The organism is Acidithiobacillus sp. TH-A35, assembly GCF_057473505.1.
Map to the genome: position 1 here is coordinate 1 of NZ_JBYCKR010000191.1, position 5,587 is coordinate 5,587.

Sequence of the window (5,587 nt, forward strand, 5' to 3'; positions counted from 1 at the left end):
TTACCCTCGCGGCATAATCCCGACAGCGCGTTTTCAATCTGGTCGCGGCTGAAATCCTCGACGAAATCATTCGGCGAGAACGCCCACCCCCTACCGCGTCCGTATATTCGTGAAATTGCTTTTTTATTAATTGATTGCATAAATACTGTGCAAGAATTTTTGATGGGAAAACATACTACTTTTCCCATCAAAAAAATGGAAGTTCTGGAAAGCTGGTTGCTCGACGAGTTCGCCTGCGGAATGGGCGTGAGTGCTCATGGTTTGTCGGTTTACGATTTGCAAAACAGCACCAGCTCAATCAAGCGTAGATCGCCAGAAGCCGCCAGCATGGGGTTCGACTGGCGCAGTGCGGCGCACTCACGGATTACGTCCGAATCCATGGCCCATTGGCGCAATACCTCCAGGTACTCCATGTACCTATCGATCGTGGAATATGTGACCTGCGTCACGCCGCTCCACAAAAACACGTCGGCCACCCGAGAATCCCAGATTACGTAGTTCGCGGGGTTCAGCACATGCAACAACTTGGACGCCCCTACCACAGAGCGGTTGGCGAAACGCTTTACCTCGGCTAACTCGGTGGCGGTCAGTATTCCACCCGTTTTCACCTTCTGCAGATGAGCCAGCAACTGACTCCGCTGTGCCGGAGTATGCGGATCAATTGTCCGCAGCATGGTCGGCATCCAGCCGTACACCATGTACAGGAGTGCCACAGCTTCTTCCCAGTCCAGTATCTGGCGGCATGCCGTCACCTGAATAATGGCTTGAAAGTCTTCTTGCGCCTTGTCAGCGGTGATTTGATCTCTAATCTGGACAGACCGGGCTCGCACAAGCCAGCGAGCCAGGGTCATCTCTGGAGCTTTCTTCTTAGCCAAGTCCCGTCCCCTCCGACAGATCTATCTGCCCCGACAGCAAACGCGGCAGCAGCAGGTTGCGGGTGCGGCGGAGGTTTTGGATTTGGCGCTGGAGTCTATTCACTTGCTCGAACACGGCATCAACTTTGCAAGTGAAGCTTGCAATCAAGTCGTGAGGCGGTTTCGCTATCTGCATTCGGCGGAAGGTATCGACGACGATGGTGTCGAATGTCGCCCCTCCGGTATTTGTCTTCAGATACTCAACCTGCTGGAGCGTCATCAGAAACAGGAACCGCTGCGTAATTCCAGGCTTGCCGCTCAGTGCATAGCAAGATTGGTTCATTGCCATCGGCACCGACGGGAGAGCAACCTTTCCAACCGTTCCACGTGCTGTGATGAAGACAGTATCAGGTGGGTAGAGTTGGCTTGCGCACTTAGAAAGTCCAAGTTCCGTAACGTGCTTGTCGGCGTCCTCAACGTAGAAACAGTCTGGTGTGTCGCGTGGGGTGAAGAATGGAATTTCTCCGTCCCAATATTCTGGGGTGCTGGTATTGGGCGTGCCGCCACTCAGCACGTCTGCGATTTCTGTAAAGCCGACGACCACCCACCCCTGCGGAATCTCACCGAAGGGGGAAGCGACGCGGGGGTGGTTTTCGTGGTCGGGAAAGCGGAAGTAGACGAACCACTCGCGGTAGAGGGCGCGAGCCATCGACTCCAGAATCTTGATGCGCCGCTGGCTGTTCTCGATGAGTTCGTCATAGGCCGACAGGATGTCCGCGATGCGTTTCTGGACGGGGAGCGGGGGAACGCTGACCTTTATTTCTGAGAACGCAGTTTTGTTGATGATTGGCGTAGCAGCCCCACCAGCGTTCGATTTGAGCTCGTCGCGCACAGACCTTGCCAATGGTCGCACCAATGCAGACAACGCAAACTGCACGCGATGGCAGCATGAGCCGGTGCTGGTAATCACGACCAGTGGCGGAAAGAAACCGGTCTGGTTCAATGTGGCGTGCGAATCCGTCAATGTCAGTCGGCGTTAGGAACGGGTGAATGTCGCCAAAAAGCTCAGGCTGTGCGCTGGGCGGCGTCTTGCCGGTTACGACCCGGCCGAAGTCAGCAATGCGAATGATGCGGAAATTGACCATCCTCACGCCTCCAAAATCCCCGCCCCATTCGCGGCGATGGTCTGCTCCAGTTCTCTCAGCGGCAACGTATTCATTTCCCGATTCGCCCTGCCCAATAGGCTGGTCGGCGGCGTTGGTGCGCCACGGCGAGCACGATGATTTTCGTGGGCATTACGCGGTAGATGACATAGAAGGGAAAACGCTTCAATCCCGCCCGGTGAATATCGGGATCGGCGATCGTCGGGTACCTGTCTGGGGTGTGGCAAACACGCGCCATCAGAGCATCGAATTCAGCAATGTAGTCCGCGCCCAAACCGGGCAAACGGTTTTGGTAAAACGCGACGCTGTCATGATGCTCGTCAAACGCATCCGGGTGAAACTGGTAATTCATTTCAAAAGCAAGCGAACCGCAGCACTGGCCTCTTCGGCTGAAATGGTTTTAACCGCTCCGCTGTCAATTTCCGCCGAGCGCCGCAGCGCTTCGATGCGCCATGCTTCGGCGATTTCATCCTCGCTTTGATCTTCGAGGCTCAGCAACAACTTGTGCGCCAGCTCGGCGCGCTGCTGCATGGGCAAATGCAAGACGGTTTCTTCAAGTGTTTTAGTATTCATGGGTTCTCCTTCACGACAACAGCGATGCGACATTTTGAGCAATACGGTCTTGCAATTCCAGCGCCTGGGCGTTCAGCACTTCCAGTTCCTCGTTCAGGGTTTCGAGCTGTTCCTTGAAGTCTTCATCGCTGACTTCCTCGCCAGGCGCGACGCCGACGTAGCGGCCGGGGTTGAGCGACCAGCCCTGGGCTTCGATCTCGGCCAACGTCGCCGCCTTGCAGAGGCCGGGTACATCGGCATAGGCGGGTTTCTTGCCGAAGACTTCCTTGAGCTTGGCTTCGGCGTCACTGCCGCCGAGCGTGAGGTCGAGCGCCTCGCCGCGATACAGGCGGACGAGATTGGCGATGAAGCCGACCTGCGCCGCAGTCCAGTCGCGGTGGGCACGATCGATCTGCCGGTAGATGTGGCGGGCGTCGATAAACAACACTGTGTCGGCGCGCGGTGTCTTGGCCTTTCCCTTGTCGAAGAACCACAGGGTGCAGGGCAATGTGACGGTGTAGAACATGTTGGGACCGACGGCGACCATCACATCCACAGCCCGCGCTTCGATCAGCTTTTGCCGCAGTTCCTGTTCGGAGGAACGCGCGTCCGAGGCCGAGTTGGCCATGACGAATCCCGCCCGGCCCCGGACATTGAGCGAAGAGTAGAAAAGCTGAATCCACAAATAGTTGGCGTTGTCGGTGCGCGGCAATCCAAACGGGAAGCGCCTACCCGCGCCCACCATGTCCTTGAGCCGTTCCTTGTCTACCGCGTTGACGTTGAAGGGCGGATTGGCGAGGACAAAATCAAACTGGCCGGTGGCGTTGTGCGGGTCATCGTAGTAGCTATTGACGTTGCCGCCGTGTTTGATGTCGCCTTCCAGCCCATGCACGGCGAGGTTGAGGCGGCACAGCCGACCGGTTTCGTCGGTTTTTTCGACACCGCAGATGGCGAGTTCGGCGGCGGGATTTTTCTGGTGTTCGGCCACAAAGCGCGCCGATTGCACAAACATGCCGCCAGAGCCGCAGGCGGGGTCGAGAATGCGACCGTGGAAGGGCTCTATGATTTCGGCCAGCAGCCGGACGATGCCGCTCGGCGTATAGAACTCGCCGCCTTTCTGGCCCTCGGTACGGGCGAACTCGCCGAGGAAGTATTCGTAGATGCGACCAAAGGCGTCGTAATCGACCGTGGCTGGAATTTCGGACACTTTCTTCAGCAGTTCTTTGAGCAGGGTGCTGGTGAAGAGGTTGTAGGTTTTGGGCAGCACACCCGCAAGCTGGGGATTGTGCTTTTCGATCTCACGCATGGCGGTGTTGACCTGCGCGCCGATGTTGGCGGCCTCAGGCAGCGTGAGCAGATAATCAAAGCGGGCATCGGGACTCAGATAGAGGATGCCTTCGGCATGATAGGCGGTGGGTTCATCGACCCGGCTACCGCGCCGTGACGACGCACCAGCGGCTTCGAGTTTGCCGCGCTGAAGGGCGAAACGCACTTCGGCAAAACGCAGGAAGATCAGCCCAAGAATGGGGCCGGAATATTCCTGTGCCTTCAGCCCCGAGTTGGCGCGGAACTGGTCGGCGGCATCCCACAGGCGCTTCTCCAGCGTGGCACTGGCGGTATCTTTTTCGGAGGGGGCGATCCAGTGCATGGTTAGTTATCTCTTGGTCTGTCCCTATTTACGGGGGTTAATCCACGACGGGTAGAGGTCTCGACTGTTCCACTCGATCCTTTACATACATCCCATCCTCAATACCCCGAGTTCCTGTCTGAATTTTACATGGTTAGTAATCCACTCAGACTCACTGGTCTTCGTCCCCATTCTAGAGGCTCGACGGAACCATCCTACACCATACTCTCCCAGCATAACTGTATGGCTGACATTTACGAGGCTTGTTCAGGTTCACTTTCCTTACGGGCTGTATGCTCGCGCGCACCCACGGTCTGGGTCTGAGGCCACGTTTGTCCGGCATCGCTCCCGTGCTTCAGTCACCATCCACACGTATGCCATCGCTACTCCACCAACTAACCGATTGTGGAGGTAGTCCCTAGAACGGAATATCATCATCGAAATCCTCCGCCGGCGCGGGCGGCATCTCACTCTTCCGCGAACTCCCCGCACTGCTGCTGCCGCCACTCGGCCGGGACTGATCTTCTTCATCAAAGCTGGCCGCACCGCCGCCACTGCCCCCACGCGCACCCACCAGTTGCAGACGGTCTCCCACGATCTCCGTGGTGTAGCGCTCCTGCCCTTCCTTGTCGGTCCACTTGCGCGTCTGCAGACGGCCTTCCACATAAGCCATGCTGCCCTTGCGCAGGTATTCGCCGGCGATTTCCGCGGTGCGCCCGAAGAGCACCACCCGATGCCATTCGGTGCGCTCCTGCTTGTTGCCTTCCTTGTCCTTGAAGGTCTCAGAAGTCGCGACGCTGAAGTTCGCGATGGCGCCGCCACTGGGCTGATAGCGCATCTCCGGGTCCCGTCCCAGATGCCCCAACAATATGACCTTATTCACTCCCGCCATCGTCTGATCTCCTTATGGTCAAGGGGACGGGTGTCCCCGAAAGCTTTATACTAACCCATTGTCCCCAAAAAGAGCATGTCGGCTGCATGGAACACATCCATATACGGGGCGCCCGCACCCACAACCTCAAGAACATTTCCCTTACCTTACCGCGCGACCGTCTTATCGTCATTACCGGATTGTCAGGTTCGGGCAAGTCGTCACTGGCCTTCGACACCCTCTACGCCGAGGGCCAACGCCGCTATGTGGAAAGCCTCTCAGCCTATGCCCGCCAGTTTCTCTCCCTCATGGGCAAGCCGGATGTGGACGCGATTGAAGGGCTCTCCCCGGCCATCGCCATAGAGCAGAAATCCACCTCCCATAACCCCCGTTCCACCGTCGGCACTGTCACCGAGATTCACGACTATCTGCGCCTGCTCTATGCCCGTGCCGGCACCCCCTGGTGCTGCGGCGCACCCATTCAGAGTCAGACCATCAGCCAGATGGTCGATCAGCTCCT

Annotated in this window: 6 protein-coding genes and 1 pseudogene; 1 reads left to right on the forward strand and 6 read right to left on the reverse strand. The window is 57.5% G+C overall.

Annotated elements, in window-relative coordinates:
* Positions 1-269: 269 nt before the first annotated feature.
* The 6 genes from AC2VNK_RS06665 to AC2VNK_RS06690 form a co-directional block, all read right to left on the reverse strand.
* Positions 270-875, reverse strand: coding sequence for a hypothetical protein (locus AC2VNK_RS06665; RefSeq protein WP_486883237.1), 606 nt, complete (start codon positions 873-875; stop codon positions 270-272).
* On the reverse strand, positions 868-1,857 hold the full coding sequence (locus AC2VNK_RS06670) for a restriction endonuclease subunit S (protein ID WP_486883238.1): 990 nt from the start codon (positions 1,855-1,857) through the stop codon (positions 868-870). The genes AC2VNK_RS06665 and AC2VNK_RS06670 overlap by 8 nt, the downstream gene beginning before the upstream one ends.
* Positions 1,858-2,069: 212 nt before the next feature.
* Complete coding sequence (locus tag AC2VNK_RS06675) at positions 2,070-2,369, reverse strand: type II toxin-antitoxin system RelE/ParE family toxin (protein ID WP_486883239.1); 300 nt, start codon at positions 2,367-2,369, stop codon at positions 2,070-2,072.
* Positions 2,366-2,590, reverse strand: a complete 225-nt coding sequence (locus AC2VNK_RS06680) for an addiction module protein (protein WP_325329815.1) — start codon at positions 2,588-2,590, stop codon at positions 2,366-2,368. Before AC2VNK_RS06680 ends, AC2VNK_RS06675 begins: the two co-directional genes overlap by 4 nt.
* Positions 2,591-2,600: 10 nt before the next feature.
* Positions 2,601-4,217 (reverse strand): class I SAM-dependent DNA methyltransferase, encoded by a 1,617-nt coding sequence (locus AC2VNK_RS06685; protein ID WP_325329813.1) that lies wholly within the window; start codon positions 4,215-4,217, stop codon positions 2,601-2,603.
* Positions 4,218-4,614: 397 nt separating this feature from the next.
* The gene (locus AC2VNK_RS06690; protein WP_486883240.1) at positions 4,615-5,088 is read right to left on the reverse strand and encodes a single-stranded DNA-binding protein; all 474 of its coding nucleotides are present in this window, start codon (positions 5,086-5,088) and stop codon (positions 4,615-4,617) included.
* 86 nt (positions 5,089-5,174) lie between these two features.
* Between AC2VNK_RS06690 and AC2VNK_RS06695 the strand changes: the two are divergent.
* Positions 5,175-5,587 (forward strand): annotated as a pseudogene (locus AC2VNK_RS06695) (excinuclease ABC subunit UvrA); the annotation flags it as partial.